This is a genomic window from Epibacterium ulvae (assembly GCF_018678075.1).
Classification (GTDB): domain Bacteria; phylum Pseudomonadota; class Alphaproteobacteria; order Rhodobacterales; family Rhodobacteraceae; genus Epibacterium; species Epibacterium ulvae_A.
The window spans coordinates 56,824-83,265 of sequence record NZ_JAHHIR010000014.1 but is presented as its reverse complement, the minus strand read 5'-3'; the positions used below and the strand labels follow the sequence as shown (position 1 = coordinate 83,265).

The following is a 26,442-nucleotide window of genomic DNA, read 5'->3' as shown; positions in this document are numbered from 1 at the left end:
CAGCTGGCGCCTCGGCAATATCGATATGAAAAATCCGATCGGGTGGCGCTTGAGCTGCTGCCGCTTAGGCTTGTCGCCCTCGACATCCGGCAAGCGCGAGATTCTATGCCGCTGAAGACACCGACGCAGCGCTGACCGCGTCAGATGCGGGATCGAGGGCCGGAGCGCATAGAGGCAATCATCCAACGGCAGCAGCCTATGCCGCCGAAATGCGACGATCATGGCCTCCTCGGCTTGGCTGAGAGTGGTTGAGCGCGGCTCTTTCGGGCCTGTTTTGCGATCCTCAACGGTCTCGCGCTTTCGCCACTTGGCAACCGTCTTCGGGGTGATCCCGGGTTCCGTGCTCAGCGCCGCGATCAAAGCTTGCGATCGCTGTATTGCTGCTCTGACCGCGTGCGTGCCCTCCCGGCAGATTTGCGGTGCAAATCGCCTGCCGGGCAACAGTGCGTGGCACTCCCGTGACGCACTTGTCCCATAATGCTTCCTTCGATTCCAAAAACAGATCGCACCATCAAACCATGGAAACAAACACCTAGTTGCAGAGCAACTAATAGTAAGGCTAGTGTCGTGAAGCATTTAGGAAAGATCAAACCGTCATCCGAACAGCTAAAATTGATCAGCGCCAACCAGACCGGTGCAGAATTAATTCACGGTTCTGCAGGTCGTGGCAAAACGACCACTACGCTACTACGGCTTAAATCGCTTACAGGTATGATGCGTGCGCGAAAGGACCGAATTGGAGACGAAACACCAGTTAGCGTCCTACTTCTGACGTTTAACAGGACGCTTGCCGGGTACGTGCGCGCACTAACGGAATCGCAGGTCAATGCAGGAAGTCAAGAAATTGAAATAAGAACCAGTGCTAAATGGTCTATGACCAAATTTGGCGTTTCCAATGTGAGTGCACATTCAGCCCGGGCCTGCTTAAGGCGCCTAGCAAACAAGTTCGATGGGCTAGATCCATATTTTGCCGTGCAAGAAGCAGGGTACCTTACCGGTCGCTTCTAGCCACATGACATTGAGCGCTACATCGACGCTGAGCACACCGGATGTGACCTGCCCCCGAGGCTTCCTCATTCAACACCCACATAATCTGAATAGAAGTCAGCTGCTCTATCCAGTTGAGCTATGGGGCCTGACCGCACAGAAGCGTCTAGCAGATGGATATGGCGAGAAAAGTCATGATCTTGCGGAGAAAACGTCCCGCAACAATCTGCGCTATCTGCGCGTCGGCGGAGGGGTCACAAGACGTTGACAACTGTCCCAACAGGCACCCGGGTGTAAAGATCCGCAACATGATCGTTGGTGAGGCGGATACAGCCGTTGCTGACCGCGCTGCCGATGGTTTCGGGGCGGTTGGTGCCATGGATGCGGAAATAGGTGTCGATGCCGTTCTGGTAGAGATAGAGCGCCCGTGCCCCCAATGGGTTTTGGGGGCCGCCCGGTTGGATGTAGTCATTGTCGACAAATTTCGAATAGGCGCGGGGGTCGCGTTTGATCATCTCTGGCGTTGGGCGCCAGCTGGGCCACTCGCGCTTGCGCTCGATCACGGCGGATCCGGTGAATTCCAACCCGGCTTTGCCGACGCCGACGCCATAACGGATCGCCCGGCGCGGCTCTGTCACATAGTAGAGGTAATAAGAGCGCGGCAGGACCAGGATTTGCCCCGGTTCGAACTGCTTTTTGATTTTGACTTCTTGAGGGATCGGATCAAATGGCTTTGGCTCAGAAGCTTCCAATACCCGTGGAAAAGCCGCAGCACCAAGGGCGACCGCGGAAGTCTCGACAAAGCGACGACGTGAAATCATAGGACAACTCGTACCTTAAGAACTCGCGAAAGTATGGTTCCTGAAAGATAATATTAGGTCAATGGAATTTGAAAGCCAGCGCAAATCAGTGTGGCTCGGAGAACACCTTAACCGGATGAGAATTGCCGCTACAATTGCGATCCATAAAAAAGAGTAAAGCCGCGCATATACCGCGCGGCTTTAAAACTATTTGGAAAACTTCGCTAGAAAGCAGGTTTATGCCACTTTCCGGCCGGCTTCTTCCGCCGCTTTGCCACGCGCGGCTTCCATCCATTGACGGTCCAGATAGGCCTCGTGATCATATCCGGACATCGACCCGTCATCATCGTCGCTATGACGCAGATAGGTCACGATCACCACCGAGATCATCGTCACAGTCCCCGCTGCGGAATAGGTCAACAGACCGAACCACAAGGGGATATCAAACATTACAATTCCAAATGCTGAGGCAAATGCCCCAACAACCATTCCACATACCAACCCGAAAAAAGCCATGGCCACACCCTTTGAACCTTCGGAACTCACCCGAAACCACTAATGACACGCAGACAGGCTTCATCAAGTTAAAGCTATCTACACTTCTGTTAAAATTCTATTCATGGGGGCCTCAACGGCCCCGATCACAACAGGTTTGCGTTACTTCACCAATGCATCCGCACGCAGGAAGATGTCCGTCATTGCCTCTTTGCTGTCGTCTTCTGTGATGTCCAGACGGGTCCAAACCAAATAGATAATGCCCGTGATCACCGCGCCGATCACGGGGTAGATCACCAGGACGCTCCACAAAGGAACCGACAGAAGAACAACACAAGTGCAGGAGGTAAATCCGCCGGTGACGGCACCGATCAATGCGCTAAACCAAACCTTGTCCATCTGAGTTCTCCAACTGTTGCGATGACCTCAGTATGGACTAATTTTCGATAAAATGACGGGTAGCTTTGGTATCCTGGCGAACCCCAAAGGGTAGGGGGCAGGGGCGATACTATCCTTTGGGATAGGAATTGCCGGAAAAACCGCGCCATTTTTGATCGCCTAAATAAAACGCCGCCCTGTTTCCAAGGCGGCGGGACAAGAGATTCGTGTTTTAACGTTTCGCGTGCCGACCAGAGGTCAGCCCCGGTGCGCGCCATCCGCCAGAGAGCCGACAAATTCCAGCACCTCTGCCACCGGCTTGCCTTCTTCGATCTTGCTGACGATAGCGCTGCCCACCACGGCACCATCGGCGATGGAGGCGATGGATTGCGCATTGTCAGGCGTCTTGATGCCAAAGCCGACGATCACTGGCAGATCGCCCGCCGCTTTGATCCGCTCAACTTCTGGTGCGACATCTGCGGCCTGAGCCTCAGCCGCGCCAGTAATACCGGTGATCGAGACGTAGTACACAAAGCCCGAAGTGTTCTGCATCACCCGTGGCAGGCGCGCATCATCGGTGGTTGGGGTGGCCAGACGGATAAAGTTCAGACCCGCCGCTTGCGCCGGAATGCACAGTTCTTCGTCTTCTTCGGGGGGCAGGTCCACCACGATCAAGCCGTCAATCCCGGCCGCCTTGGCATCGGTCAGAAACTGATCGACGCCGCGATTGTAGATCGGGTTGTAATAGCCCATCAGCACAATCGGGGTTGTGTCGTCGGACTTGCGAAACTCACGCGCCAGCTCCAGCGTCCGCTCAAGCGTCATGCCCGCCTTCAGTGCGCGCTGCCCGGCCAGTTGGATGGTGGAGCCATCGGCCATGGGATCGGTGAAAGGCAAGCCCAGCTCAACAATGTCAACGCCCGCACCCGGCAGCCCTTTGACGATCTCAAGCGAGGTGTCAAAATCGGGGTCGCCTGCCATCACATAGGTGACAAATGCTTTTTTGCCTTCGGCCTTCAGCGCGGCGAATTTAGCGTCGATGCGGGTCATGGGCGTGCCTTTATTCCTTGTTTCGCACTGATGTGCCGAAAGTTTTGCAAGAAATCAATCCCAGCCGCCCATGTCTGTGTCTTTCAGCGGCGCGATCCCTCACGCCGCCTTGGATCACAGCGGTTTGTGCCAGCGTAAGGTCACGCTGTTGACGCCGGGATTGCGATCCGCAGTCGAGGCATTTGATTTATGGGCCACCGAAAGGGAAATCGCATTGCCGTTGCGCAAGGTGCGACCCACACCCAACAGGCTGCGAATTTCAAAGGTCGAGCCGAGGTCGTTGCCTTCTTCGCTGTCGAAATAGGCACCGGGCATCACGCTGGTTTCAATGAACCAACGGTTCTGTAGCTCGAACGTGCCGACCAGACCCGCGCCAACAAACGCGTCACCGGTCTCCTGGATCGAGGCCACGCCGCCCCAGCCCGCCGAGAAATTGCCGCGCTCAAAGAAAGAATTACCGTGCAGTTCAACGGCAAAAATAATGCCATCTTCAGATCCTGTTTCAGAAAAATCTGATTGGCCCAGACCAAATACCAGAGATTGCGCCTGCGCTGCGCCTGCAACCGAAATGGCCAGTGCGGCTGCTGTGAGCAAAGATTTCATCCCGTGTCCTCGTCGTGTTTTTATGTGTCGGCCAGCATATAGGCGAAAACCAGCCAGACAAAAGGGGGGATGACAATGTGGTGAACGAAATGTCTCCATTTCCACACGATTAGCCCCTGCACGCGCGCAACGCTTGCGCCTTGGGACATAGGTGCCTAGAAGCGGCATCCAAGTGGCATCAGGAGGCCAAGATGGGCTTTAAAATGGGAATCGTGGGTTTGCCGAACGTCGGTAAGTCAACACTGTTCAACGCATTGACCAAAACTGCCTCGGCGCAGGCAGCTAATTTTCCGTTCTGCACGATTGAACCCAACGTGGGGGATGTGGCCGTGCCGGACGCGCGTCTGGACAAGCTGGCCGCGATTGCAGGCTCGGCCCAGATCATTCCGACCCGCATGACCTTTGTGGATATCGCAGGCCTTGTCAAAGGCGCGTCCAAAGGCGAGGGGCTCGGCAACCAGTTCCTGGCCAACATCCGCGAGGTGGACGCCATCGCCCATGTTCTGCGCTGTTTCGAGGACAAGGACGTCACCCACGTCGAAGACCGCGTGGATCCGGTGGCCGATGCGGACACCATCGAGACCGAGCTGATGCTCGCCGATCTGGAAAGCATCGAAAAGCGCCGCGCCAATCTGGTGCGCAAGCTCAAGGGCAACGACAAAGAAGCCCAGCAGCAAGACCGCCTGCTGGCCGAAGCGCAAGCGATGCTGGACGAGGGCAAGCCTGCGCGTCTGGTCGAGGTTGACGCCGATGACGCCAAAGCCTGGTCCACATTGCAGCTGCTGACCACCAAACCGGTGCTTTATGTCTGTAACGTCGGCGAAAGCGAAAGCGTCGAGGGCAACGACCATTCCAACCGCGTGGCCGAAATGGCCGCCGCGCAGGGCAACAGCCATGTGATCATCTCGGCCCAGATCGAGGAAGAGATCAGCCAGCTGGAACCCGATGAAGCCACCATGTTCCTGGATGAAATGGGCCTCGCCGAAGCAGGTCTTGACCGGTTGATCCGCGCGGGCTACGAGCTGCTGCAGCTGGAAACCTATTTCACCGTCGGTCCAAAAGAGGCACGCGCCTGGACCATCACCGCAGGCACCGCAGCGCCCCAGGCTGCGGGTGTCATCCACGGTGATTTCGAGAAGGGCTTTATCCGGGCCGAAACCATTGCCTATGACGACTATATCGACGGCAACGGCGAGACCGGTGCCAAAGATGCGGGCAAGATGCGCGCCGAGGGCAAGAGCTACATCGTACAAGACGGCGATGTCATGCACTTCCTGTTCAATACCTGATCAACACCACATGTTGGTGGTACAGCGGGCGCGTCCTTGATCGCAGGGACGCGCCCGTTTTGCGATTGAAGCAGGCCCTGAAACTGTGCAAGCCTTCTACGTCCCGGAGGCGTGTTTTCAACCGGGGCGCGCGGCGCGGACAAAGGAAGACTGGATGAAACTGATCATTGATACGGACCCGGGCGTCGATGACGCGATGGCGATCTTTTATGCGGCCGCCGCGCCGGATATCGAGCTGATCGGGCTGACCACCATCTTTGGCAATGTGACCACCGAAATGGCCACCCGCAATGCCTTGCGACTGGTGGAGGCCGCCGGGCTCGAGGATGTGCCAGTTGCGCAGGGCGCGCAGAAACCGCTGGTCTTGCCACCATTTCCCCCATCGGCAGATGTGCATGGCGCCGAAGGCTTTGGCGACATTCCAGCCGCCACGCCAAAGGGACAGCCCCTGGACGAAGACGCCGCCGATTTCCTGATCCGCATGGCGCACGCCCACAAAGGAGAGCTGGTTGTTTGCCCCATCGGCCCTTTGACCAATATCGCCGAGGCCCTGCAGCGCGATCCGAAATTCGCCGACAATGTCAAAGCGATCGTCATCATGGGCGGCTCTTTGGAGGAGGGTGGCAATATCACCCCCTTTGCCGAGGCCAACATCTATCACGACCCCCATGCCGCTGACATCGTCCTACAGGCCGGGGAGAAGGTGACCTTGGTCGGGTTGGATGTCACCCATCGGATCCTGTGCACCCCCACGGATTTTGACGCCATGGCCGCGCAGTCTCCGGAACTGGGGGGCATGCTGCGGGATATGTCCCATTTCTACATCGCCTTTTACAAGCGTATGCGCGATTTTGCGGGCTGCTCTTTGCATGATCCAGCAGCCGTGATCGCCTGCACCGATCCGCAGCATTTTGTACGGCAAAAGGTGGCGTTGCGCGTGTCTTGTGATGGCGAAGATATTGGCGCGACCCTGCCAGATCCCGACAGTGGGCGCGCCCCGGTTCAGGTCTGTATGAAGGTCGACAGCGCCACGGTTAAAGCGCAGTTTTTGAAACGGCTGGCTCTGTTGCCGTAGGCGTTCGCGTCGACTGGCAGGGTCTAATAGTCCTGCCATTCCCGCGCGGCGGCGGTTCCGGCACCCGCTGCCAGCTCAGCAATCCTGCTGGAGGTTTGCGGTGGCGGCGGCACGTCAGAGGCTTCAGGTTCTTCGGGTTCATCCAGATCGAACAAGAAGATCTCACCGCTTTCGCGACGCTCAATGTCGAAATGAGCAACCAGCTCCGCGAGTTTCGCGGCTTCATTCTTGAGCAAGTGACTGGCAGCTGTGGATTCTTCGACCATGGCCGCGTTTTGCTGGGTCACCTGATCCAATTGCAAAACGCCCACGTTGATTTCATTCAGACCGGTTGACTGCAGCTCGGCCGCTTGGGCGATGCCAGTGATCAGCCCAGAGATATGGCTGACCTGACCCACCACAGCAGACAATGCACCGCCGCTTTCGCCAACCAGCTGTACGCCATTGTCCACCTGTTCGGCACTGGTGCCGATCAGCTCTTTGATCTCCATCGCAGCATCCGACGAGCGCTGCGCCAAGGCGCGCACTTCGGCGGCGACAACGGCAAAGCCGCGCCCAGCCTCGCCTGCGCGCGCCGCCTCAATCCCGGCATTGAGAGCCAAGAGATTGGTCTGGAACGAAATGTCATCAATGACGGTGATGATCTTGGAGATATGGTTGGAGCTTTCCGAGATCTCGTTCATTGCATCCACCGCACGTTTGACAACGCAGTCGCTGTCCTGTGCTACGGTTTTGGCGTCCTCCATCGTCGTCTCAACCCCGCGGGCGCCGTCTGCGGCGGTGCGCACGCTGCCGGTCAGCTCATCCAGCGCGGCAGAGGTCTCTTCCAAAGTTGCCGCCTGGCTTTCGGTGCGCATGGCCAAATCGTCGGATGCGGCCGAAATCTCGGACGCGCCGCTGCGGATGTTGTTCGAGGTCTCCACAATCTCGTGCATCGTCTCGGACAGGGTCTCAACCGTGCGGTTGTAGTCGCGCCGCAGCTGCTCGTGATCTTCGGGAAAGGTCTCCGAAATCACCACCGTCAGATCACCCTTGGCCATAGCGTTCAGACCTTCACGCAGGCGGCTGACGACAAAGGCTTGTTGCTCCTGAAACTCGGAGCGGGCTTCATCTGCCAGATGGGCCTTGTGCAGATCCGCCTGCAGCGAGGTCAGCGCGCGCCCTATTTTGCCAATCTCGTCTGCGCGATGGGCGGTCGATATTTCGAGCTCCAGTTTACCGCTCGCCAGCTCATCCACGTCGGCGCAGATCGTATCGATGGGGCGCAGGACGGATCGCGCGGTCAGGATCGACACCCCCAACCCTACGCAGCCGAGGGCCGCCAATCCAGCCAGGAACATCCAGGCGAGTTGATCTGTAGCGTCCATTGCATCGTCAATCGTATGACGCACCTCAATCACACCGCCATCCGTGCCGGATACAATCAAGACCTGCAGAACATGGGAGCCCGCGGTATCTGAAAGGTGACTGACAAAACCCGCGCCATCATCCACCAATGCGGCATATGCATCTGCCAATGCAGGATCTTGTTCAACGGTTTGGGCACCGTGAATGGCAATCTGCAGGCTGTCGTCAAACAACCGCGTCTCAGAGATGTCCAAGCCGGGGTTTTCCTCAAGCATGACACGCACTTGTCGCGCGTTTTGCAGGGTTGTTTCGGTGCTCAGCTGCAGGGTCGTGCGCTCAACCATAAACGGCACAATAAAGAGCCCCGCCAAAACGCAAGCAAAGATCATGATTGGTATTGGAGCCGTAAACTTAAACATAAGCGACCGTGCGGAAAATCCCATTGCGCTTCACCTCTGGCCAACAAAAGGGGCACAGAATCCCTCAACCAAGGGGCAGTTTAGGCAAAGACGGTAAACAATCCGCAAACGCGCGCTGCACGTCCAGATTTCACAAAATTCGGGCGCGGTATAGCAAATGCACACTGCGCCCGGAAGCTTCATTTCAAATAAGAAACCGCCGCAAGAGCCGGCGATCCGGGCTTAGCCCAGGAATTCATCCGTAACAAATACGATGTCGTCTACGATGCTGTCATCTTGGTCGCGGATGATGATCTTATCACGGTCACCTTCCAGCTGGATGTGCAGATCGCCGTTGCGCTCAAATGCGCGACGAATTTCCGCACCTGCTTCCAGGACGATGGAGTCTTCGCTGGCATCAAAGTTGGTGATGATATCACGCTCGCGGTTGCCATTGTCTGCATCGGAGCCAAAGACAAATGTGTCTGCTTCGGATGTACCGGAAAGACGGTCGTTGCCGCCGGTGCCAAGGATTACATTTTCTTCCACTTCTGGAACGGGCTCTGGGTCCGGAGTTGGTGCAGGATCTTCGCCAGGTGTTACGCCGTCTACGCCAAAGCCGATTTCAGCATAGGACAGGTCGTGGCTGGTGAAGCTGTCGAAGTCTGCGCCAACAATGTCAGCCAGAGTGTAGCCAGCGTCTTCGATGGCGGCAACTTCCAGAGCATAGGCACGGGTGTCGATGTTCTGGTTGTTGACGAATTCGATGCCGCCGGATTGGTAGGCCTGAACGCCAGAGATGGAGGACCCATCGCTGAAGGATACGGTCACCAGAACTTCCGCGTTAAACGGGTTGATCTCGGTGCTTTCGCCTGCGTTGAACGGCGTGTCGTCTGTGTCGATCACGGTGCGGGTGGTGCCCAGACCAGGTGCGTCGATTGCGCCGGGGCCAAAGACCAGACCTTCAAACGAAGTCGCACCGGGAGGTGTCAGACCAAAGTCGAGCTGGTCGAACGCAACGCCGTTGTTGCGGATTTGCGAATCTGCAGTCACGGTGGTGATGCCATCAACAGCAAAGTCGTTGCGCGGCAGGAAGTATGTGTCGCCACCGGCTGAGAAGGTGATGCCAAAGACCAGACCTGCGTCTGTGTTCAGGCTCACGAATTCATAAGAGGGCGATTCCGATGCGATTTGAGCGCCATCGACAAAAAAGTCGATCTCTTCCGCTTCGCTCAGAACGATCTCGCGGCGGCTGCCTTCAAACAGAACCGAACGCGGGGAGACGGTGAAGTCATTTGCGTCCTGGTCAACGGTCATAAGCTCAACAGCGGTCAAGCTTGTGCCTGCGGAGATGACGTCGCTTGAGCCGAGCTCGACACCATCAATACGGTATGCGGTACCGGAAAGAATTGTGGGCATATCTGAATCCTATTCTATATTTTTGTACTATTTTTCAATGGCTAACGTCTGAATTGCTAACGGCGACAACTTACGAGTTGTAGGCGTTAATTTTGTGTTAAGGCAACATGGGCACATCTTCACGTTGATGTGGGTCCTCCGCGAGGAGGCGCAAATACGGCGTAAATATGGCAGTAAAAAAACTGTTCATATACTGCACAAAACCGCATGAAAATTGGGATTTACGCCGCTAACGCACGGCTCACATTAAGTTCAATAAGTGGAATGTTTATCGGAGATCCTGCCGTAGGGTCAGCTTGAGATGTTTGACACTGACAGCTGGGCAGGCGGTGATTCTGGTCCCTCGCTAGGGGGAAACGCCCACCCAGAAACTGGGGGGATTCGCGGTATATTTGTCCCGTGAAGCCCTCGATCCCACGGGACGGCAGGTCATGATATGATCTTTGCCTTGGTCAGGAAACGGGTCGTGCGCCCATTGTCGAGGCTAAAGCCATCGCCACTGCCGGGACCTGCGTCGATGATCAGTTGAGAGTTCTCCCAGATCCCGGCAATCGAAGGGGAGGCCCAGAAGTCGACCCCCGCAGCCTCACCCAGTTTGATATCTTTGCTGCCGATGAACGCGCTGCTTTCGCGAAAACACATCGCGCCGGTGCCATCGCAACAACCGGCCGACAGTTGAAACACAACCGGCCCATGTTCGGTGCGCAGCTCCTCCAACAATACCCGCGCAGCCTCGGTCACCACGACTTTTTCCACAGTGTCTGACATCGCTGTCTCCTCCCTCTTCCTCTGTGTGAAACCTAATTGTACCTAGGGGTGAACCAAGCGCGACCAAAGTCACAAGCGGGCGGGCATCACGTTTACGTGCCGTCCCTGTGCCAATCTGACATCCCGAACAAGGAAAACCCGTGGACCTACCAGAGAATATACCCCCCTTTGGTCAGTTTACAGTGCCGCACGTCGCGCTAAGGCCGCAGAAGAACTGCGTAAACCCTTTGATCAATTGACGGAAAAATAGCGTCAGGTGACACTAAGGGCATGGCAAACCACATTTTGAAAACGATGATTGCAGCCCTGCTGATGGGGTCGGCTGCAAGCGGGGAGGAATTTGCCTTTGGGCTCGGGTGGGACGATATGTTTGACGCACATGGGCGCGAAAGCATGTCCGTTTTGATCGAATATCACTCAGATCCGTTTTATCAGAGCCCCTAGATCAACCTCTCGCTTCTGGCGGTGGTCCAGGCCGATGATCGCGGCGACGTCTTTGCGGGGCTTGGGGTCCATAACCTCAGCGATATTGGCCGCGCGGGCCACTACTTTGTCCAAGCAAGCCTGGCCGTCGGACATTTTGACCAATGCGGGCACCGGGCGATGCGCGACAATGGCACCCGTGGGCGGACCTCGCTGGGGGGCGGCTTGCACATCAACCAGGGCAGGCGGATTTCCCTGACGCTGGACCATATTCTGGATATGGATTTCAAGAACTATGACCCTGGCAGCGAGACCTTGCATCTGCGCTATACCGTTGGGTTTTAGTCGCGGCTAATTCCGCTGCGACAGGGTGCGATCCGCCAGCACCGCCGCCGAGGTGCGATTGTCCACGCCCAGCTTTTGAAACACCTGCTCCAAATGCTTGTTCACGGTGCGCGCGCTAAGCTCCAGGATCACACTGATATCCTTGTTGGTCTTGCCCAGAGTGAGCCAAAACAGGATCTCCGCCTCGCGTTTGGTCAGGGAAAAGGCGCGGATCAGCACCTCTTCTTTGGCCATGCCATTGGTATGGGACAGCTGCACCAGATACTCCTGCGCCGCCGACAGGCAGACAAAGGAAAACTCCACCGGGCCTGCGCGGAAATCACCGGTCTGCGGGTTCTGGGCCGCATGGAGTAACCAATTCGCCAAAGGTTCGGTGCCGCAATCCGGGTCGCTGCATTCGGCCTGCGCATTTTCAAACAAGGTCAGCGCCTTGCGCGCGCCCCACAGCACCCGCGCCTCCTTGTCAAAGGCCACGACAGCCCCGCCAAAGGAGGTCACGGCATCGCGCGCACCTTGGATCAATTTGAAATTGGCCACATGGGTGCTGATCCGGGCCAGCATCTCATCCAGGATGACGGGTTTGGTGATGTAATCCACCCCCCCCGCACGCAGGCCTTTGACGATATGTTCCTGTTCGGTCAGCCCGGTCATAAAGATAATCGGCGCCAGCACCGCATTCGCCCCGGTTTTCAAGGCGCGGCAGGTGTCAAACCCGTCCATCTCGGGCATTACCGCATCCATCAAGATCACATCCGGCTGCACCCGGTGGGTCAGTTTGATCGCCGACGGCCCATCGCGGGCCACCAATACCGTCATGCCTTCCTGTTCCAATGCCGATGACACCATGCCAAGGGATTCCGGATTGTCATCCACTACCAGGGCAATGCTGCGGCCGTTTGCTTCACTGTGGTTCATGTTCAAACTCCTTCAGAACGGAGGCGATGCCTTCGATGTCAAAGACGTCGAGCCGCGCCCGCAATTGCGCCAAAAGGGCCGGCGGGCAGCTGCGTTTGAGTTCGAGATCGGTGAGTTTCGCGCGAATGGCGCTGGCGTGGCCGATATGTGCGTAATCCAGCAGCACCTGCAGATCATCCTGCGGCAGGTCGATGTGGCCGGTAGGCTCCACCATCTCCTTGCCTTCGACGACCAGCGTGACTTTTAGCAGCTCAGCCACCTGCAGCAGCAAGTCATCCAGATTGTAGGGCTTGGCAATGAACGCGTCATGCACCGCCAGTTCCGGACGCGGCGGGGCCTCGTCCTTGGCATGGCCGGAGATGATGACAATGGGCATATTGCGCATCGGCCCCGCACGCAGCGCACGCGCAAAGGACCAGCCGTCGCGTTCGGGCATATCGATATCCAACAACAAGATATCGGGGGAGACATCAGCCAGGATCATCTCTGCCGCATCAACCGAGGAGACGGCCACCACAACAAACCCCAGCGCGCTCAGATAGTTATCCGCCAGCGACAGGTGGTTCAGATCGTCATCCACCACCAGTACCGTCTTGCGCCGCCCCTTGTAGCCAGAGAATTCCAACGTGCGGCCACTGCGGGTGATGTCCTGGTCGTCAAAGATGCTGGGCGTCACCGTCGGCAACATCAGCCGCACGCGAAAGACGCTGCCTTTGCCGACTTCGCTTTGGACCTCAATCTCACCACCCAGGATCTCAACCAGCAATTTGGTGATGGTCAGCCCCAGGCCCGATCCGTGGGCGGCGGCTGCATGGGCGCGTTCAAAGGGTCGCCAGATGCGCGACATTTCCTCACGCGCGATGCCCAGCCCGGTGTCGGTGACCGTGATAATGGCCACCTCGTTGCGATAGGTCAGGTCAAAGCGGACCTCGCCTTTTTGCGTGTACCGGATCGCATTGGACAGCAGGTTGATCACGATCTGGCGCAGACGTTTTTCATCCCCGGCAATAAAATTCGGGATCCGCCCCTGGGTCGCCATGGTAAAGCGCAAGCCTTTGTTTTGCGCCTCGTTTTCAAAAATGGCTGAGGTCTGTTTGAGGAAGGTGCGCAGGTTGATCCGATCGCGCATAATCTCAATCCGCCCGGCCTCAATCCTTGAGATATCCAACAGACCTTCGATCAAACCCGCCAGATGTTCGCTGGATCTGCGAATGCTGGAAATCGGGTGGCGCCATTGTTCCAGCTTGGGATCTTTTTCCAACAGCTGCGCGAACCCGTAGATCGCATTCAAAGGCGTGCGCAGCTCGTGGCTGAGACCCGACATATAGCGGGTTTTGGCCAGATTGGCGGCCTCGGCCTTTTCCTTGGCCTGTTGCAAGGCTAGGTCGGTGCGTTCGTGGGCGCGGATCTCTTTCAGCAGACGCTCGGTCTGTCGCTCCGCTTCGGCACGGGCATTGCGCTGGCTTTCACCGCTCAGAATGAACATCCAGACCGAGATGCCGATGACAATTAAAACGGTGCAGAAAATGACCGTCAGCACCGCCTCGAAATTGGCAGCGCCTTCGATGTTTCGAATGATCCGCAACAACACCCCAAAGGAGCCGGACAGAAGCGCGGTGGCAAAAAAGAACCGAAACAGACGCGAACGCACGGCAGCCGCAACCGGTTTGGGCAGATAGCGCACCAGCGCTTGTTCGGTGCAATGCTCCAACGTGCCTTCGGTGCGGCACAGGTCATGGCAACTGGTGTCCAGCGTGCAGCACAGCGAACAGATCGGCGCCTCATGAAAGGGGCAGCTGATCATGTCTTCAGGGTCAAATTGATACTCGCAGACCGAACATTGATGGCCATCTGCCTGTGGCAGTTCCGCCGGGGCAGGGGTGATCAGATAATAGCGCCCGCCGGTGACATAGGCGATGACCGGCGCCATGACAAAGGCGGTGAGCAGCGCCACAAAGGACGACAACGCCTGCATCTGGGACCCTAAAACCCCGCCATAGGCCACCAGCGACAGCACACAGGCCAGACCCATCGCCCCCAGCCCAACCGGGTTCACGTCATACAGATGCGAGCGGCGAAACTCGATCCCTTTGGGGCTTAATCCCAGCGGTTTGTTGATCACCAGATCCGCCACCAACGCGCCAATCCAGGCCACCGCCACATGCGAATAAAGGCCCAGGATATGTTCCAAGCCTTTGAAAACGCCCAGCTCCATCAACATCAACGCGATGGCCACATTGAACACCAACCACACCACCCGGCCCGGATGGCTGCGGCTGAGGCGAGAGAAGAAATTCGACCACGCGATCGAGCCCGCATAGGCGTTGGTGATATTGATCTTGAGCTGCGACAGGATGACAAAAACTCCGGTCAGCGCGATCACCAGAAACGGGCTGTCCAACACTAGATCAAAGGCGACAAAATACATCCGGGTTGGATCGCTGGCCTCTTCGATGGACACGGTATGTTGCAGGGCCAGCACCGCCAGATAGGAGCCGGCCAGCATTTTCAACACGCCCAGGATCGACCACCCAGGCCCCGCCGCCAGCACGGTCAGCCACCATTTGCGCCGGTCTTTAGCCGATTTCGGCTCTGGCAGGAAGCGCAGGAAATCCACCTGTTCTCCGATCTGCGCAATCAGCGAAAACACCACTCCCGAGGCCGCGCCCAGCATCAAAAGCGTGGATTGGTCGCGCGCGTCATCGCCGCCGGTAAAGCTGGTCCAGCCGTCGATGTCATAGCCCACAAAGGCCAGCAAAATGAAGGGCAGCACATGTAGAAGCACCCACAAGGGCTGCGTCCAAGTTTGAAAAGCTGAAATCTTGGAAAACCCGTGAACAACCAAAGGGATCACGATCAACGAGCTTCCGACGTAGCCCAGAAACAGGGGCACGCCCAGGCAGAACTCCAACGCCAGCGCCAATATCGCGGCCTCCAGCGCAAAGAATATAAAGGTGAACGACGCGTATATGAGAGAGGTGATGGTGGAGCCCAGATACCCAAAGCCCGCGCCGCGCGTCAGCAGGTCTATGTCCAGCCCATAACGCGCCGCATAATATGAAATCGGCAGGCCGGTTAGGAACAGCAACAGCCCAACCAGCATGATCGCGGCGATGGCGATGTCGAACCCGTAAGTCAGTGTAATGGTGCCGCCGATCGCCTCCAACGCCAGGAAAGAGATAGACCCGATGGCGGTATTGGCCACCCGGCCAAAGCTCCACTTGCGCGCACGATGGGCGGTAAACCGCAGCGCAAAGTCTTCCATAGTCTCGTTGGCAACCCAACGATTATAGATCCGTTTCTCCCGCGTGGCCCGTAAGGCGGCAACCATTTCGTCCTCCTGATCAACAGGCACAACAGGGCAAAGGGGCCGGATATTGCCCGCGCAACACCCGGAGAATTCGACCAGTCCCCCACACCTTTACTGTGCTGCACATCACCATAGTGCGCAAAACGCGCAGCCCTATACGTCAATTGACGTATACTGCACGGTGGCAATTCCACGCATGCTTTTCAGCAGCGGGCGTCACAGAAACGCCCAATCCTTACGCGCTGACAAGGAGGCGATATGACGGACGAAACTTCAAAAAAACCAAATTCAGGGGTGAACCGCCGTGCGGTACTGGCGGGCGGCACAGCTCTGACGGCATCACTGTTTTTACCCAAGCAACTTAAGGCTGCGGAATATCCCACGGCTGAGATCAACACCACCGGCCTTGCGGTGACCGATGACACCGTAACCATCGGCATCCTGCATTCTATCACCGGCACAATGGCGATTTCCGAGACCGGCTCGGTGCAGGCAGAGAAACTGGCGATCGAGCAAATCAACGCCCAGGGCGGTATTCTTGGTCGCAAGATCGAGTACATTCAGGAAGACGGCGGATCCGATTGGCCGACCTTCGCAGAAAAGGCCAAGAAGCTGTTGGTCAACGACAAGGTCGCCAGCGTCATGGGCTGCTGGACCTCGGCCAGCCGCAAGGCGGTTCTGCCGGTCTTTGAACAGTACAACGGCTTCCTTTACTATCCGACCTTCTATGAAGGTCTCGAGCAGTCGCCCAACGTGATCTACACCGGGCAAGAGGCCACCCAGCAGATCATCGCGGGTCTGGATTGGGTTGCCAAGGAAAAGGGCGCAAAAAGCTTCTACCTCCTCGGCTCTGACTACATCTGGCCACGCACCTCCAACAAGATCGCGCGCAAACACATCGAAAACTACCTCGATGGCGCCAAGGTCGTGGGGGAAGAGTACTACCCACTGGGTCACACCCAGTTCAACTCGGTCATCAACAAGATCCGCCTGAAAAAGCCGGATGTGATTTACGCCATCGTCGTGGGCGGCTCGAACGTGGCCTTCTACAAACAGCTCAAAGCCGCTGGCATCGACATGACCAAGGAAAGCCCGCTGGTTCTGACCATTTCCGTGACCGAGGATGAGATCCGCGGCATCGGCGGTGAGAACATCGAAGGTGCCTATGCCTGCATGAAGTACTTCCAGTCGCTCACAAACGACAACAACGAAGCCTTTGTGAAGTCCTTCAAGGAAATGTGGGGCGATGACATGGTGATCGGTGACGTGACCCAGGCCGCATATCTGGGTCCATGGCTGTGGAAAGCCGCGGTTGAAAAAGCCGGCAGCTTTGACGTCGACAAAGTTCGCGCCGCAACACCGGGGATCGAGCTGACATCCGCGCCCGAAGGCTACGTCAAAGTCCACGACAACCACCATCTGTGGTCCAAAACCCGTGTGGGTCTGGCCAAGGCTGATGGACAATATGATGTGGTCTTTGAAACGGCAGATCTGGTCGAACCGGATCCCTTCCCGGAAGGTTATCAATAAATCCCACGAGCATCTCGCTCTGGGCCTAGGGTGGTCGGGCTGGCTGCGGCCCGCCACCCGCTTTCTTCTCCGATAATCAAAAAACTCCATCCACGCGGGGGTAACTGCATGTTTGCCGACTATTCCATGTCCGAGCTTGGCGCGATTTTCGCCATGCAGGGCTTTGCCGGCCTGATCTTGTTTTCCGTCTTTGTGCTTATGGCGCTTGGACTGGCCATTATTTTTGGCCAGATGGGGGTCATCAATATGGCCCACGGTGAATTCATGATCCTTGGGGCCTATGTCACTTATCTGGTGTCGAATTTCTTTGCCGCCTATCTGCCCGCACTCTTTAGCGCGTATTTCTTCCTCGCCATGATCCTCGCCTTCATCGCCTCCGGGGCGTTGGGGCTGTTCGTGGAATGGGCGATGATCCGGCACCTGTACAAACGCCCGCTGGACACGCTGCTGGCGACCTGGGGGTTGAGCCTGATTTTGCAACAGCTCTACCGCTCGATCTTTGGCGCGCGCGAGGTCGGCGTCAGCATTCCGGACTGGATGATGGGGTCTATGCCGGTGACCGATCTGATCGAAATACCGATCAACGGTATTTTTGTGATGGTGCTGGCGGTTGGCATTTCCCTGGCGGTTTATGTGATGATGTTCCGCTCTGGCTGGGGCAAACAGGTGCGTGCGATCAACCAGAACCGGGTGATGGCCGGTGCGGTTGGCATCAACACCGAATGGACCGACCGGATGACCTATGGGATCGGCTGCGGGGTTGCGGGTGTCGCAGGCTCTGCCTTCACCATGATCGGCTCCACCGGACCCACTGCAGGACAGCTTTATATCGTCGACACCTTCCTCGTGGTGGTCTTTGGCGGCGCGGCCAGTCTGTTGGGCACCATCGCCTCGGCGTTTTCCATCAGCCAGGCGCAATCGATCATGGAATTCTTCCTGTCTGGATCCATGGCCAAGGTTCTCACGCTTTTGATCATTGTCGGCATCTTGATGATCCGCCCGCAGGGTCTCTTTGCCATGAAACTGCGCAAGTAAGGAGAGCCAGCCATGAAAGCGAACGCACTCTTCACCCGCTCCGAGATGATCGGCTTTGCCATCCTGGCCTGCGTCATCTTCCTGTTGCTGCCAGCCGTTTTGGACACGTTTCGTCTGAACCTCTTTGGCAAATACCTCACCTATTCCTTTGTCGCCATTGGTCTGGCCCTGTGTTGGGGGGCTGGGGGGATCCTCAGCCTTGGCCAGGGCGTGTTCTTTGGGCTGGGCGGCTATTGCATGGCGATGTTTCTGAAGCTTGAGGCCTCGACCCCGGAAAACACCGCCATCCAATCCACCCCCGGCATCCCGGATTTCATGGACTGGAACCAGCTCACCGCGTTGCCCTGGTGGTGGGAACCCTTCCACTCGCTCACATTTGCGCTGTTTGCTGTGGTGGCGGTGCCGGTGGTCTTTGCCTTTATCATCGGGGTGGCCATGTTCCGTCGCCGCGTGGGCGGAGTCTACTTTGCCATCATCACCCAGGCCTTTGCCGCGATCCTGACGATCCTGATCATCGGCCAGCAAGGCTTTACCGGCGGCGTCAACGGCATCACCGATCTGCGCACCCTTCTGGGCTGGGACATCCGCACCGATGAGGCCAAGGAAACGCTTTATTACGTCAATGGCATCCTCCTATTTGCGGTGCTCTTTGCAGCGCAATTCGTGCGCAGGTCCAAGCTCGGTCGCCTTCTGATCGCCATGCGCGACCAAGAAGACCGAGTGCGCTTCTCCGGCTATGACGTGGCCAGTTTCAAGATCTTTATCTTCTGTCTGGGCGCGGGGTTTGCCGGTATCGGCGGGGCGATGTTCACCCTCCAGGTGGGGTTCATGTCCCCCACGCTGGTGGGCATCGTCCCCTCGATTGAAATGGTGATCTTCTGCGCTGTCGGCGGACGCCTGTCGATCCTCGGCGCAGTCTACGGCGCGCTTTTGGTGAACTGGGCCAAAACCACGTTCTCCGAAAGCTTCCCGGAACTCTGGCTGTTTGGCCTGGGCGGGTTGTTCATCGCGGTGGTTATGGCCTTCCCCAATGGTCTGGCCGGCATCTGGGTGGAAAAAATCGAACCGCGCCTGTTGAAAGCCTTCAAGAAATCGCCTGCGCCGGCCAGCCCCGCGCAGCAAAGCACCCCCGCGGAATAGGAGCCATCTCATGAACAAGATGAACGACAAATACGTGCTCCGGGTCGAAGGGCTGACGGTCAGCTTTGATGGCTTCAAGGCGGTGAATGACCTCAGCTTTTATGTGGAACCCAATGAATGCCGGGTGATCATCGGCCCCAATGGGGCGGGTAAGACCACGGTGCTGGATCTGATCTGTGGCCGCACCAAAGCCACCGAAGGCTCGGTCAAATTCAAAGGGCAGGAACTGCTGGAGATGCGCGAGGACCAGATCGTGCATGCGGGCGTCGGGCGCAAATTTCAAACGCCCTCGGTCTATGAGGATCTGACGGTGTTTGAAAACCTCGAACTCTCCTACCCCAAGGGGCACGGGGTGTTTGGCGCGCTGGCGTTCAAACGCGACGACACTGTCAAAACCCGCATTCAGGAAATCGCCACAACGATCTTTCTCGACGATCAACTGGATGAAAAGGCCGCCTATCTCAGCCATGGACAAAAACAATGGCTGGAGATCGGCATGCTGCTGATCCAGGACCCCGAGCTGTTGATGCTGGATGAACCCGTTGCGGGCATGTCCGTGGCCGAGCGCAAGAAAACCGCAGAGCTTTTGAACCGCATTATCGCCGACCGCAGCGTCATCGTGATCGAACACGACATGGGTTTTGTCGAAGACATCGCCACCCGCGTCACTGTTCTGCACCAGGGCAAGACCCTGTCCGAAGGCTCCATGCAGCGGGTCCAGAACGATCCAAAAGTCGTCGAAGTCTACCTCGGTCACTAACGAAAAGGAGAGAGCTACAATGCTGAATGTCAGCGATCTGCGCGCCGCATATGGCGAATCCGAGGTTCTGCACAGTCTGGATCTGGACGTCAAACCCGGAGAAATCGTCGCCATTATGGGGCGCAACGGCATGGGGAAAACCACGCTGATGAAGACCCTGATGGGGATCGTGCCAGAAAAAACCGGTGCAATCACCGTGGGTGACACCGCCATCACCGGCATGAAATCCCACCAACGGGTGGCCAGTGGCATCGCCTATGTGCCGCAGGGGCGGATGATCTTTTCTGCGATGACGGTAGAGGAAAACGTCGAAACCGGACTGACCGTCACCGGCCAGAGCAAAGTGCCCGGCGATATTTATGAACTGTTCCCGGTTCTTTTGGAAATGAAGAACCGGCGCGGCGGCAACCTGTCGGGTGGCCAACAGCAACAGCTGGCAATCGCCCGCGCGCTGGCCTCCAACCCCAAGGTTTTGCTGCTGGATGAACCCACCGAAGGCATCCAGCCGTCCATCATCCGCGAAATGGCCCGCACCCTTCGCAAAATTCGCGACCAAAAGGGGCTCACGATTGTGGTCTCCGAACAGGTCCTCAGCTTTGCCCTCGATGTGGCGGACCGGGTGATGGTCATCGAGAACGGCGAATTTGTCCACGACAGCCCCCGCGACGGAATTGATGAGGCCAAGGTCTCAAAATTCCTCTCGGTCTAACGCATTCAAAACAGGGAGAATGAAAGATGCCCGACACGCTTTATACTGGAACCACTTCGGACACGTTGATCTCGGTCGATCTGAGCGAAAGCCCACACACCAATGAAAACGTCCACAACCGCTGGCACCCGGATATTCCGATCAACATCTGGGTCAATCCCGGCGATGATTTCAAGGTCGAGACCTACGATTGGACCGGTGGCCAGATCCAAAACAACGACGATGCCTCGGACGTGCGCGATGTAGAGCTGGAGCAGGTGCACTACCTCTCTGGCCCCATCGGCGTCAAAGGCGCGGAACCCGGTGACCTTCTGGTGGTTGAGATCCTGGATATCGGCGCCAAGGAAGAGATGAACTGGGGCTTCAACGGCTTTTTCTCCAAACAAAACGGCGGCGGTTTTCTGACCGAACATTTCCCAGAAGCGCAGAAATCGATCTGGGACTTTCATGGCATGTTCACCACCTCGCGCCACGTGCCGGGCGTCAAATATGCGGGCCTTATTCACCCGGGCCTGATCGGCTGTCTGCCAGATCGCAAGATGCTGGACACCTGGAACACCCGCGAAACCGCCCTGTTCAACACCGACCCCGAACGGGTGCCGACCCTGGCCTGCCTGCCCAACACCCAAAGCGCCCATATGGGTGCGCTAAAAGGCGACGCGCGCGACCAAGCCGCCGCCGAAGGTGCCCGCACCGTGCCGCCGCGCGAACATGGCGGCAACTGCGATATCAAAGACCTCAGCCGCGGCTCCACCTGCTATTTCCCGGTCTATGTCGATGGCGCGGGCCTCTCAATGGGGGATCTGCACTTTAGCCAGGGTGACGGCGAGATTACGTTCTGTGGTGCAATCGAAATGGCCGGCTGGCTGCATATCAAGGTCGAGCTGATAAAAGGTGGTATGGAGAAATACGGGATCAAAAACCCGATCTTCAAACCCTCGCCAATGACGCCGAAATATGATGACTACCTGATTTTCGAAGGCATCAGCGTCGACGAAGAAGGCACGCAGCATTACCTGGATGTCCATGTCGCCTATCGCCAGGCCTGCCTGAACGCCATCGAATACCTCAAGAAATTTGGCTACACGGGCGCACAGGCTTACGCGATCCTTGGGACTGCGCCGGTACAGGGGCATATCTCGGGCGTGGTGGATGTTCCCAACGCCTGCGCCACGCTTTGGCTGCCCAATGACATCTTCCAATGGGACATGATGCCAAACGCCAATGGGCCGCAGAAGTATCTCGATGGCTCTATCGACGTGCCGCTGGCACCCGACCTCTGATCCCACATGGTTTCAGATCACACCGCCGGGTGGCACCCACAGGCCGCCCGGATACGCTCCTTTCTTTGCAGCCCAAGGAAGATCTACAAATGCCAGTTTATGAATATTGGTGCGACGACTGCGGCCCGTTCGAAGCGCTGGGCAAAATTTCTGCCTATGACAAACCCTGCAGCTGTCCCGAATGCGGCACCGAGGCCCCGCGCGTCATGATGACCGCCCCGAACCTCGCCACGATGGACAGCAATCGCCGCAATGCGCACGCCACCAACGAACGCGCCGCCGACAGCCCAAAACGCAGCACCCAACACGGCCCCAATTGCGGCTGTTGTGGCGGCGGCACCAAAAAGAAAAGCAAAACGCTCTATCGCCCGGACGGCTCCAAAAGCTTCCCAACCAAACGCCCGTGGATGATTTCGCATTGAGGCCCGTCAACATTAAAAGTCTACTATTTGATGAACTCTCAATCACCCATGAGGTGCAATTTTATCAATGTATTCTATAAGGGATTGTACGTGATGCGGACGCTATTTTTGGCACCGTTGGTTCGGCCAGTCGCGCCGGTATCGGCGGATGAGATTGGAAGCAAAGGCAAGTAGTTTGTCTATAATGGTACTCGGTATATGACCAAGGGGGCCGAAGACGTGGCAGCGCCGGGGCAGATCGGTCGCATTACAGGAAAAGGTGTTCTGGGCCCTCTGCATCGCAATGGTTTTGGACATATTGGTTCTACACAAACTGACGGTACCAGCCTCGGAACCGAATTTACAATCGACGGCACATTAATCGCGAAAGGCAATGCCAAAGTTACTCTGGCGGCAGGCGAACAAGCGAACATAGGCGTCGCGGCCGACACATCAATCGATTCCACCAAGGTCTACAAAGGGGTATTTGTGGGCGTGAGTAATTGGGACAAAGTGATTGAAGAGCTAAATGCCGTGGCTTTGGCCGCCCCGGCCGGCAGTGCAATATTTAAGCGCAGTTTTCGTGTGATCGACTCAGTGTTTTATGTCACGGGGTATACCTCTGGTACACAGGTCACTTTGTCCGGTGACGTCACCTTGGATCTGAAGGCAAATGATCAGGTTTCTGTGGTCGGGACGATCAAAGGCAGCGGTGAAAAGACCGATAGGCTTGTTCTCTCGGACAACAGTACCCTGGCATTTTCCATGAGCCACCTTTGTTGGCAGTATCAGAAAGTGGTCGATATTGTGCCGGATCTAGTGGGGAAACCACGACCATCCGACTGAAAAAATTCAAATAGCATATACTGCTTTAGAATTTGTTTTGGACATCTAGGTCCTCTGGCAAGCAGCAGCTTGCCAGAGGAATATTTTATCCTTCAACCTCATCGATACGAACACGGAAGAAAATGGCGTAGAGTGTTGGCACCACGATCAGGGTCAAGATGGTGGCAAAGCTCAAACCGCAGATGATCACCACCGCCAGGGATTTGAAGAACGGGTCCCAGATCAGCGGCACCACGCCCAGAACCGTGGTCAAAACCCCCAGCGACACGGGCCGCACCCGGCTGACGGCGGCGTCGACCACCGCCTGCATGCGGGCCTTGCCATCGGCGATCTGGCTGTCGGTTTCGTCAATCAAAACAATGGCGTTCTTGATCAACATCCCCGTCAGAGACAACACGCCCAAGATCGCCATGAACTCCATCGGGGTTTGCGTCGCCGCCAGCCCCCAGACCACACCGATCAGCGCCAAGGGCACCGTCAGCCAGATGATCAACGGCTGACGTACCGCATTAAACAGGAAGATCACCACCAGCACCATCGCGCCAAATCCCAGCGGCATGGTGGCGGCAAGACCCGCATTGGCGTCAGCCGAATTGCCATATTCGCCGCGCCATTCCAGCGCATATCCGGGCGGCAGTTCGATCGCCTCGATTGCGGGGCGCACCGCGTCAAACAGATCGCCGGACAAGACACCCGGCGCATTGTCGGCCTGCGCGAGAATTGCCAGCTCTCGGTCAATTCGGCGCAGGTTTCCGGCCTCAAACACCACATCAAAGCGGTCCACCACCTGGGTCATCGGGATATAGCCGCCGATGACTTGCGAATAGATTTGGATGTTGTGCAGCTCGCCTACATCGTTGCGCTCGGCCTCAATTGCGCGCATGACGATGTTCAGGAACTCCTCCCCCTCGCGGTAAACGCCCAGGCTCGCGCCGTTCAAATGGGTGTAAAGCGCGTTGGAAATTTCCCCCTGGGTCAGGCCCAGCCGTCGGGCGTTTTGGGTGTTGATCACGGGTCGGATCACCGGCACCTGTTCGCGCCAATCGTCCTTGACCGCGACACCGCCGGCATCATTCATGATCACCTTGGCCGCATCCGCCAATTGGCGCAGGGTTGCAGCCTCAGGTCCGGTAAACCGCGCCTCAACCTTGGAGCCGCCACCGGGGCCCAGCACGAACTTCCAGACCTTGGCATTGGCATCCGGGTAGTTGGCATTGACCCAGGTCTGCAGATCCCCCTGCAATGCGTCGATCTGGTTGAAATCCTCCACATCAATAAGGATCTGCGCATAGGCGGAATTCTGGTTCTCGGATTCATAGATCAGCATGAACCGCAGATGGCCGCTGCCCACGGATGTATTGGTCGAGGTCACGCCGGGCAGGGTGCGGATATAGCTGTCAATCTCGCTGATATCAGCCTGGGTTGCGGTGATGTCGCTGCCCTCCGGCAGGAAGAAATCCACCACAAATTGCGGTCGGGTCGAGCTGGGAAAGAACCCGGCCGGCACAAAGGAAAACAGCACAAGCGCCGAGGCAAATAGCCCCACAACCAGCGCCACGGTCGCATAGCGCAGGCGGATCGCCAGATCGAGGAAGCGACGATATTGGCGCAGCACGATGTTTTCCTGCACCTCGCCCGTACCGGTTCCCGGTTTCAACAACAGGGTGCAGAAATAGGGCGTCAGCCAGATCGCCACCAACCATGAGAACAACAGCGAGATGGAGATCGTCCAGAACAGGCTGCCCGCATATTCGCCGGTGTTGTCCGGGGAAAACCCAACCGGTGAGAACGCCAGCAGACCGACCACGGTGCCGCCCAACAGCGGCCATTTGGTCTGGTTGACCACCGCAATCGACGCCTCGGCCGCGCCTTCGCCTTTTTGGACGCGCACCAATGTGCCCTCGACCACCACAATTGCATTGTCGACCAGCATCCCCAAGGCAATGATCAGCGCCCCAAGGGAAATTCGCTGCATGTCGAGCCCATAAAGATACATCCCCATCAAGGTTCCCGCCACGGTGACCATCAGGATGCCACCCATCAAAATCCCGGACCGCAACCCCATGAAAATCAGCAAGGTGCCCACCACAATGGCCAGCGCCAGCACCACATTCATTACAAAATCGTTCACCGATTGTTTGACCGAGACCGACTGGTCCGAGATCGCAACCACCTCCATCCCGAGGGGACGTTCAGAGATCAGCGAGTCCAGCTTGGCCTTGGCGGCCTCGCCCATGTTGACAACATTGCCGCCCAGATTGTTGGAGATCCCGATCCCCACCGCAGGACGCCCATCCCGGTAAAGCAGCGATGTTGCAGGCTCTTTCAAACCCCGGCTGACGGTTGCAATGTCCGACAGGCGAAAAGACGCACCGGTTTGCGGATTGGTGATCAACAGGTTGCTGATCGCATCCACCGTCGACACGCCGGAACGTGCGCGTACATCCAACCGGCTGCGCCCGGCTTGGATCGAACCGCCCGGTGTCACCAGATTTTGCCCCTCCAACACGCTGGCGATCTGGCTGGTCGACAGGCCCAGCCCCACCAGACGCGCGGGGGAGTAATCCACATGGATCACCTCATCCTGCACCCCGTTCAGGATCACTTTGGACACGCCCGGCACAGTTACCAGTTCGCGCTGCAGATCCTTGGCGTATTCATAGAGCTCGGTCATCGTATAGCCGTCGCCCATCACCGCATAATAGACGGCGTAAACATCGCCAAAATCATCATAGACCTGCGTATCAAGCGCATTGGGCGGCAGATCCGCCTGCGCGTCATCCACCTTGGCCCGCATCTGGGCAAAGCGTTCATACAGGTCAGGGTAATCCGGCGTCGACTGGATGGTGAACTCCACTGTCACCGTGCTGAGGCCGGGGGATGAAACAGATCGCACCTCATCCACACCCTGCAGCTGTTGCAGCGCGTTCTCGATCACCTCAGTGACTTCATTGGCGACCTCTTCGGCAGAGGCACCGGGGTAGGGCGTTATAATCTGCGCCTGACGGATGATAAATTCCGGATCCTCAAACCGGGGCAGGGCGGTATAGGCAAAATACCCGGCATAGAGGATCAGAAATGTGCAAACAGCCGAGATCAGCCGTTTGGAAATGGCAAAACGGGCAAGATCCATGTC

General features: G+C 57.2%; 23 protein-coding genes and 1 pseudogene. 12 read left to right on the top strand and 12 right to left on the bottom strand.

Translation table 11 applies throughout. The features are described from left to right. From KMP13_RS20390 to KMP13_RS04015, 6 genes and pseudogenes are all read right to left on the bottom strand, one after another. Positions 1-476: pseudogene (locus KMP13_RS20390) on the bottom strand (hypothetical protein); the annotation flags it as partial. 765 nt (positions 477-1,241) lie between these two features. Then, positions 1,242-1,808, bottom strand: coding sequence for a L,D-transpeptidase (locus KMP13_RS04035; RefSeq protein ID WP_215264276.1), 567 nt, complete (start codon positions 1,806-1,808; stop codon positions 1,242-1,244). A gap of 216 nt (positions 1,809-2,024) precedes the next feature. Next, the gene (locus KMP13_RS04030) at positions 2,025-2,237 is read right to left on the bottom strand and encodes a hypothetical protein (protein ID WP_215264275.1); all 213 of its coding nucleotides are present in this window, start codon (positions 2,235-2,237) and stop codon (positions 2,025-2,027) included. A 207-nt stretch (positions 2,238-2,444) separates the two neighbouring features. Then, entirely contained in the window at positions 2,445-2,681 is a 237-nt protein-coding gene (locus KMP13_RS04025; protein ID WP_215264274.1) for a hypothetical protein, read from the bottom strand. A gap of 237 nt (positions 2,682-2,918) precedes the next feature. Continuing rightward, positions 2,919-3,710 (bottom strand): tryptophan synthase subunit alpha, encoded by a 792-nt coding sequence (trpA, locus tag KMP13_RS04020; protein ID WP_215264273.1) that lies wholly within the window; start codon positions 3,708-3,710, stop codon positions 2,919-2,921. Between the two features lie 114 nt (positions 3,711-3,824). Then, on the bottom strand, positions 3,825-4,313 hold the full coding sequence (locus KMP13_RS04015) for an acyloxyacyl hydrolase (RefSeq protein ID WP_215264272.1): 489 nt from the start codon (positions 4,311-4,313) through the stop codon (positions 3,825-3,827). A gap of 191 nt (positions 4,314-4,504) precedes the next feature. Between KMP13_RS04015 and ychF the strand changes: the two genes are divergently transcribed. Continuing rightward, entirely contained in the window at positions 4,505-5,602 is a 1,098-nt protein-coding gene (gene ychF / locus KMP13_RS04010; protein ID WP_215264271.1) for a redox-regulated ATPase YchF, read from the top strand. A gap of 154 nt (positions 5,603-5,756) precedes the next feature. Continuing rightward, positions 5,757-6,677 carry a nucleoside hydrolase gene (locus tag KMP13_RS04005; protein WP_215264270.1) on the top strand — a complete coding sequence of 307 codons (921 nt, stop codon included), beginning with the start codon at positions 5,757-5,759 and terminating at the stop codon, positions 6,675-6,677. Between the two features lie 23 nt (positions 6,678-6,700). On the opposite strand, the gene KMP13_RS04000 is transcribed toward KMP13_RS04005, so the two are convergent. The 3 genes from KMP13_RS04000 to KMP13_RS03990 form a co-directional block, all read right to left on the bottom strand. After that, a complete protein-coding gene (locus KMP13_RS04000) occupies positions 6,701-8,413 on the bottom strand; it encodes a methyl-accepting chemotaxis protein (protein ID WP_353055677.1) in 1,713 nt (570 codons plus the stop codon). Positions 8,414-8,665: 252 nt separating this feature from the next. Beyond that, positions 8,666-9,841, bottom strand: coding sequence for a hypothetical protein (locus KMP13_RS03995; RefSeq protein WP_215264268.1), 1,176 nt, complete (start codon positions 9,839-9,841; stop codon positions 8,666-8,668). A 429-nt stretch (positions 9,842-10,270) separates the two neighbouring features. Continuing rightward, positions 10,271-10,609 (bottom strand): DUF779 domain-containing protein, encoded by a 339-nt coding sequence (locus KMP13_RS03990; RefSeq protein WP_215264267.1) that lies wholly within the window; start codon positions 10,607-10,609, stop codon positions 10,271-10,273. A 270-nt stretch (positions 10,610-10,879) separates the two neighbouring features. On the opposite strand from KMP13_RS03990, the gene KMP13_RS03985 reads away from it, so the two are divergent. Continuing rightward, on the top strand, positions 10,880-11,053 hold the full coding sequence (locus KMP13_RS03985; protein WP_215264266.1) for a hypothetical protein: 174 nt from the start codon (positions 10,880-10,882) through the stop codon (positions 11,051-11,053). Positions 11,054-11,074: 21 nt separating this feature from the next. Further along, positions 11,075-11,377, top strand: a complete 303-nt coding sequence (locus KMP13_RS03980) for a hypothetical protein (RefSeq protein ID WP_215264265.1) — start codon at positions 11,075-11,077, stop codon at positions 11,375-11,377. Positions 11,378-11,383: 6 nt separating this feature from the next. Here KMP13_RS03980 and KMP13_RS03975 read toward each other — a convergent pair whose 3' ends face one another. Next, the gene (locus KMP13_RS03975) at positions 11,384-12,292 is read right to left on the bottom strand and encodes a response regulator transcription factor (RefSeq protein WP_215264264.1); all 909 of its coding nucleotides are present in this window, start codon (positions 12,290-12,292) and stop codon (positions 11,384-11,386) included. Next, positions 12,279-15,623, bottom strand: a complete 3,345-nt coding sequence (locus tag KMP13_RS03970) for a hybrid sensor histidine kinase/response regulator (RefSeq protein ID WP_215264263.1) — start codon at positions 15,621-15,623, stop codon at positions 12,279-12,281. The genes KMP13_RS03975 and KMP13_RS03970 overlap by 14 nt, the downstream gene beginning before the upstream one ends. A 237-nt stretch (positions 15,624-15,860) precedes the next feature. Here KMP13_RS03970 and urtA point away from each other — a divergent pair, with 237 nt between their 5' ends. The 8 genes from urtA to KMP13_RS03930 all read left to right on the top strand — a co-directional run bounded on the left by urtA (position 15,861) and on the right by KMP13_RS03930 (position 23,306). Then, positions 15,861-17,132 carry an urea ABC transporter substrate-binding protein gene (gene urtA / locus KMP13_RS03965; RefSeq protein WP_215264262.1) on the top strand — a complete coding sequence of 424 codons (1,272 nt, stop codon included), beginning with the start codon at positions 15,861-15,863 and terminating at the stop codon, positions 17,130-17,132. A gap of 108 nt (positions 17,133-17,240) precedes the next feature. Beyond that, complete coding sequence (gene urtB, locus KMP13_RS03960) at positions 17,241-18,167, top strand: urea ABC transporter permease subunit UrtB (RefSeq protein ID WP_215264261.1); 927 nt, start codon at positions 17,241-17,243, stop codon at positions 18,165-18,167. A 12-nt stretch (positions 18,168-18,179) separates the two neighbouring features. After that, entirely contained in the window at positions 18,180-19,307 is a 1,128-nt protein-coding gene (urtC, locus tag KMP13_RS03955) for an urea ABC transporter permease subunit UrtC (protein ID WP_215264260.1), read from the top strand. Between the two features lie 10 nt (positions 19,308-19,317). Then, the gene (gene urtD, locus KMP13_RS03950; RefSeq protein ID WP_215264259.1) at positions 19,318-20,067 is read left to right on the top strand and encodes an urea ABC transporter ATP-binding protein UrtD; all 750 of its coding nucleotides are present in this window, start codon (positions 19,318-19,320) and stop codon (positions 20,065-20,067) included. 19 nt (positions 20,068-20,086) lie between these two features. Further along, positions 20,087-20,776 carry an urea ABC transporter ATP-binding subunit UrtE gene (gene urtE / locus KMP13_RS03945; protein ID WP_215264258.1) on the top strand — a complete coding sequence of 230 codons (690 nt, stop codon included), beginning with the start codon at positions 20,087-20,089 and terminating at the stop codon, positions 20,774-20,776. 26 nt (positions 20,777-20,802) lie between these two features. Continuing rightward, entirely contained in the window at positions 20,803-22,059 is a 1,257-nt protein-coding gene (gene fmdA, locus KMP13_RS03940; RefSeq protein ID WP_215264257.1) for a formamidase, read from the top strand. 89 nt (positions 22,060-22,148) lie between these two features. Then, positions 22,149-22,481 carry an FmdB family zinc ribbon protein gene (locus tag KMP13_RS03935; RefSeq protein ID WP_215264256.1) on the top strand — a complete coding sequence of 111 codons (333 nt, stop codon included), beginning with the start codon at positions 22,149-22,151 and terminating at the stop codon, positions 22,479-22,481. A 198-nt stretch (positions 22,482-22,679) separates the two neighbouring features. Then, complete coding sequence (locus tag KMP13_RS03930) at positions 22,680-23,306, top strand: hypothetical protein (protein WP_215264255.1); 627 nt, start codon at positions 22,680-22,682, stop codon at positions 23,304-23,306. A gap of 85 nt (positions 23,307-23,391) precedes the next feature. Here the strand turns inward: KMP13_RS03930 and KMP13_RS03925 are convergent, their stop codons facing one another. Then, a complete protein-coding gene (locus KMP13_RS03925) occupies positions 23,392-26,439 on the bottom strand; it encodes an efflux RND transporter permease subunit (RefSeq protein WP_215264254.1) in 3,048 nt (1,015 codons plus the stop codon). Positions 26,440-26,442: the final 3 nt, after the last annotated feature.

Bases quoted from the DNA above. Each gene is read 5' to 3' on its own strand.
- KMP13_RS04035 (WP_215264276.1), bottom strand. From the start codon at position 1,808: ATGATTTCACGTCGTCGCTTTGTCGAGACTTCCGCGGTCGCCCTTGGT.
- KMP13_RS04030 (WP_215264275.1), bottom strand. From the start codon at position 2,237: ATGTTTGATATCCCCTTGTGGTTCGGTCTGTTGACCTATTCCGCAGCG.
- KMP13_RS04025 (WP_215264274.1), bottom strand. From the start codon at position 2,681: ATGGACAAGGTTTGGTTTAGCGCATTGATCGGTGCCGTCACCGGCGGA.
- trpA (WP_215264273.1), bottom strand. From the start codon at position 3,710: ATGACCCGCATCGACGCTAAATTCGCCGCGCTGAAGGCCGAAGGCAAA.
- KMP13_RS04015 (WP_215264272.1), bottom strand. From the start codon at position 4,313: ATGAAATCTTTGCTCACAGCAGCCGCACTGGCCATTTCGGTTGCAGGC.
- ychF (WP_215264271.1), top strand. From the start codon at position 4,505: ATGGGCTTTAAAATGGGAATCGTGGGTTTGCCGAACGTCGGTAAGTCA.
- KMP13_RS04005 (WP_215264270.1), top strand. From the start codon at position 5,757: ATGAAACTGATCATTGATACGGACCCGGGCGTCGATGACGCGATGGCG.
- KMP13_RS04000 (WP_353055677.1), bottom strand. From the start codon at position 8,413: ATGATCTTTGCTTGCGTTTTGGCGGGGCTCTTTATTGTGCCGTTTATG.
- KMP13_RS03995 (WP_215264268.1), bottom strand. From the start codon at position 9,841: ATGCCCACAATTCTTTCCGGTACCGCATACCGTATTGATGGTGTCGAG.
- KMP13_RS03990 (WP_215264267.1), bottom strand. From the start codon at position 10,609: ATGTCAGACACTGTGGAAAAAGTCGTGGTGACCGAGGCTGCGCGGGTA.
- KMP13_RS03985 (WP_215264266.1), top strand. From the start codon at position 10,880: ATGGCAAACCACATTTTGAAAACGATGATTGCAGCCCTGCTGATGGGG.
- KMP13_RS03975 (WP_215264264.1), bottom strand. From the start codon at position 12,292: ATGAACCACAGTGAAGCAAACGGCCGCAGCATTGCCCTGGTAGTGGAT.
- KMP13_RS03970 (WP_215264263.1), bottom strand. From the start codon at position 15,623: ATGGTTGCCGCCTTACGGGCCACGCGGGAGAAACGGATCTATAATCGT.
- urtA (WP_215264262.1), top strand. From the start codon at position 15,861: ATGACGGACGAAACTTCAAAAAAACCAAATTCAGGGGTGAACCGCCGT.
- urtB (WP_215264261.1), top strand. From the start codon at position 17,241: ATGTTTGCCGACTATTCCATGTCCGAGCTTGGCGCGATTTTCGCCATG.
- urtC (WP_215264260.1), top strand. From the start codon at position 18,180: ATGAAAGCGAACGCACTCTTCACCCGCTCCGAGATGATCGGCTTTGCC.
- urtD (WP_215264259.1), top strand. From the start codon at position 19,318: ATGAACAAGATGAACGACAAATACGTGCTCCGGGTCGAAGGGCTGACG.
- urtE (WP_215264258.1), top strand. From the start codon at position 20,087: ATGCTGAATGTCAGCGATCTGCGCGCCGCATATGGCGAATCCGAGGTT.
- fmdA (WP_215264257.1), top strand. From the start codon at position 20,803: ATGCCCGACACGCTTTATACTGGAACCACTTCGGACACGTTGATCTCG.
- KMP13_RS03935 (WP_215264256.1), top strand. From the start codon at position 22,149: ATGCCAGTTTATGAATATTGGTGCGACGACTGCGGCCCGTTCGAAGCG.
- KMP13_RS03930 (WP_215264255.1), top strand. From the start codon at position 22,680: ATGACCAAGGGGGCCGAAGACGTGGCAGCGCCGGGGCAGATCGGTCGC.
- KMP13_RS03925 (WP_215264254.1), bottom strand. From the start codon at position 26,439: ATGGATCTTGCCCGTTTTGCCATTTCCAAACGGCTGATCTCGGCTGTT.